Source organism: Enterobacter sp. R-1.6.2 (genome assembly GCF_035064085.1).
Lineage (GTDB): Bacteria > Pseudomonadota > Gammaproteobacteria > Enterobacterales > Enterobacteriaceae > Enterobacter > Enterobacter asburiae_B.
On the sequence record NZ_JASEYI010000113.1, the window covers coordinates 1 to 751 of the forward strand.

Annotated in this window: 1 pseudogene; it reads right to left on the minus strand. The window is 47.3% G+C overall.

Annotated features, from left to right (window positions below):
* Positions 1 to 294 precede the first annotated feature (294 nt).
* Positions 295 to 675, minus strand: a pseudogene (locus QMN93_RS26045) (tyrosine-type recombinase/integrase); the annotation flags it as partial.
* Positions 676 to 751 lie beyond the last annotated feature (76 nt).

Here is a 751-nt window from a genome sequence, read left to right on the forward strand (position 1 = left end):
TTGAATGGGTTCATGTGCAGCTCCATCAGCAAAAGGGGATGATAAGTTTATCACCACCGACTATTTGCAACAGTGCCCACTCCGGTCACTAACACTTTGTTTTGTAATATAAAGTAAGACTTTTTACGTTACTCCTGTCCTTTAAATCTGATATCTCATTTTCCTGCTCTATCACTTTTTCGCTCCCAGGATTCAGCCAGAACTCCCTGTTTTCTAACCATGACATCCGTGTAATGTCAATCTAACCAATTGAAATTTAATACAAATAGAAAAATCGTACAGTACGTTATTTCACTAGGTGTCAGTTTGGCCCCAACTGTTACCTTTTTCACACGGTTCTTCCCCGTCCACACTCTCGTTACAACCCTTTGTTTTATCGTCACTTCCCCCCCAGGTATCCTGCCACAAGTCGATAAAAGGACTGTCATCACTTTCAGTGTATTTTTTTGTATGCCGAGCGTTACGGTGGCCAAGAAAGTCCTGAATCAGACAGGTACCCGCGCCCCGCTCTGCCAGTCCGAAACCACAAGCGTGCCTGAGCATCTTCGGATTTATTTCTATGGTCATGCCGGCCTTTTCGCCGGCCTCACGCACAATGCGATAGGCCTGCTGGCGGGACAATCCGTTGCCGCGCCGGGATAAAAATACCCGGTCAGTGTCCAGGGCGCCCTTCCAGGGGTCAGTTTGGAGATCGGAAATTTTTGTACTATAAGGGCTTCCCCGGCATGTCAACGCCGGTGTTTACGGTTTC